The 2,043-nt window shown below is 35.4% G+C and carries 2 protein-coding genes; both read right to left on the bottom strand.

The window, feature by feature from the left end; genetic code table 11:
* Positions 1-138: 138 nt before the first annotated feature.
* Positions 139-582, bottom strand: a complete 444-nt coding sequence (locus IH597_00265) for an RDD family protein (GenBank protein ID MBE0660876.1) — start codon at positions 580-582, stop codon at positions 139-141.
* Between the two features lie 192 nt (positions 583-774).
* Positions 775-1,626, bottom strand: a complete 852-nt coding sequence (locus tag IH597_00260) for a hypothetical protein (GenBank protein ID MBE0660875.1) — start codon at positions 1,624-1,626, stop codon at positions 775-777.
* Positions 1,627-2,043 lie beyond the last annotated feature (417 nt).

Here is a 2,043-nt window from a genome sequence, read left to right as displayed (position 1 = left end):
TAACCAACCTGCTATAAAACAACAAAAACCTTCGTTAAGTACATAGTTCCAATCCCGGCGGTTGTCCTCCTGGCGGCGGATGAATAGTTCAACACCGACTCATCGCTGGGCGCTGCGCGCCGCTCAGAGTCCTATTTATTAGCCACTGGTGTTTTCAATTTTCACTTTTTCATCCTTTCGCGACACAACAATAGTTTCTGCCCACAAGTCACCTATCCTTTGATTTTTCGTAGTCTTATTTATTGCAATTATTGCGGGTATGCCGAAAAATGGTATCTCCACAATGTCAGCCAATCTTCTTTTAAACGTTTGAATGAAATCAGCTTTAATTCCTGATTCATCTGCTATTTTTAAACCGACTATCCAATGTCCCAATGTCCTTGAAAATACTGATTCAGCAATTGGTAACATAACAACCCATAAAATAATTGGAGGAAAAGCATAAAGTCCATTTGCTTGGTATCCACCATCTCCAGTCAGTTTTCCAAATTTCATTAAGTATAAAAATGTTATACCGTAAATTATCGCATAGTCAATTATAGCCGCTATTATTTTTCTAAAAATGTATGGTTTATTTTTCACTCTTGTTGTTATTTAATTTTGTTTTTTCACACTTATGGCTAACGGTTCCGGCTATGACCCCTACGGGTTCTGAAAACTTTCACTGCGTAATTACCGGTTTGCTTTATTATTGATTTCATTTTGTATTTAACTGTTTCGCCCGCATTGCTTATGAGCCCGTGTTACCAGCTGGGCTTTCTTGTCTGTATAGGTTTAGTCTTTCCATTTTTTAGCCATTTCGGTCAATTGGTTCTCTGTTGAATATTTATGCAAGTCCTTTCTTTTTGAGTATTTGTAGCCGTGAAGAATGATTTGACTGTCAATATCTATTCCATAGCCATTGTCGTATTTTGCTGATGGTACAAACATAAATTTTTCGTCTGCTGGTTGATATTTAAGAAAGTCACGCATATGTTTGTCGTCAGTATATTTTATTGTATGCCAATAAGCCATTTGCATCACTAATCCTTCTTGAATTTTTCCGTCTTTTCTTTTTTCTACGAAATTGTCCGCAGCAACAGCTTTGAACATTTTGTCAAGATTTTTACGATAAGGACTGGCATAGATATAAAATGTAAATGCCCCATTAGGCTCTTCAACAATTGAAAGAATAATATTCCTGTCTTTGTCCACAGAATTGTCGAAGTTCCATGACTTGAAATACTTGAAAAACTTCTTGCCGTATTCAATGTCTTTATAAACAAAACCTACAACGTTTACATTTTTTTTGTGGTCTGGCTGAGAAATTGTCATTACGTTATACCATTGACTGTAGTCAATTTCAAAGTCAGGAAACGGCTGAACAATAAAAGTTGTGTATTTGACAATTGCTCTATCGAAAATGAACGATAATAAAAAAAGTCCAAGTCCAATCGATATGCTCAAAAGGTAGTCGTCAAGAGCCAAGAAAATTGTGATAAAACTAATTATCGCAATTGTTCTTACAATCCATTTTAATGGCTTCTCAAATTTCTCGTGGACATAAAGTCTTGGTAACTTTCCATCTTTTCGGATGTCTATCAATGTCCTTATGTCAACTTTAAAGTTTCCTACTTTTATTTTCACGGTCGTCTGTTTAGCCTTGCTGGTAACGTATGTGTATATTTACCTGGTACATATATTTTTCTATTGGAACCAGTCATCAATTCAGGTGTAAATGAATGAAGATAAACGAACATCATTGACTGAATTATCATCTGTAATCCTATCCAAACCACTCCTGATTTTTGCAAGAAACGAAACATTTATGGGAAACTGAAAGGCATTATCAGGCATTTCCAATGGGTTTTATGCCACGAATGTAGAAATTTTGCCGGGAAATTGTTCACTGCCACTTCATTTTTACGGATTATACCCCGGCTGTGCCTGAAATCCGAGTGCCTTAAGGTATTATGTTTGAAAAAGCATAAGCTAAAATTTTAAATTAGTAAGAGAAAAAAAACTAAATAACAACTTAAAATTAAAGCTTATGCGCAGTGAATA

The sequence above is a fragment of the Bacteroidales bacterium genome (genome assembly GCA_014860575.1).
Classification (GTDB): Bacteria; Bacteroidota; Bacteroidia; order Bacteroidales; family JAAYJT01; genus JAAYJT01.
The sequence above is the reverse complement of the archived record's forward strand: the minus strand, read 5'-3'. Positions and strand labels throughout refer to the sequence as shown.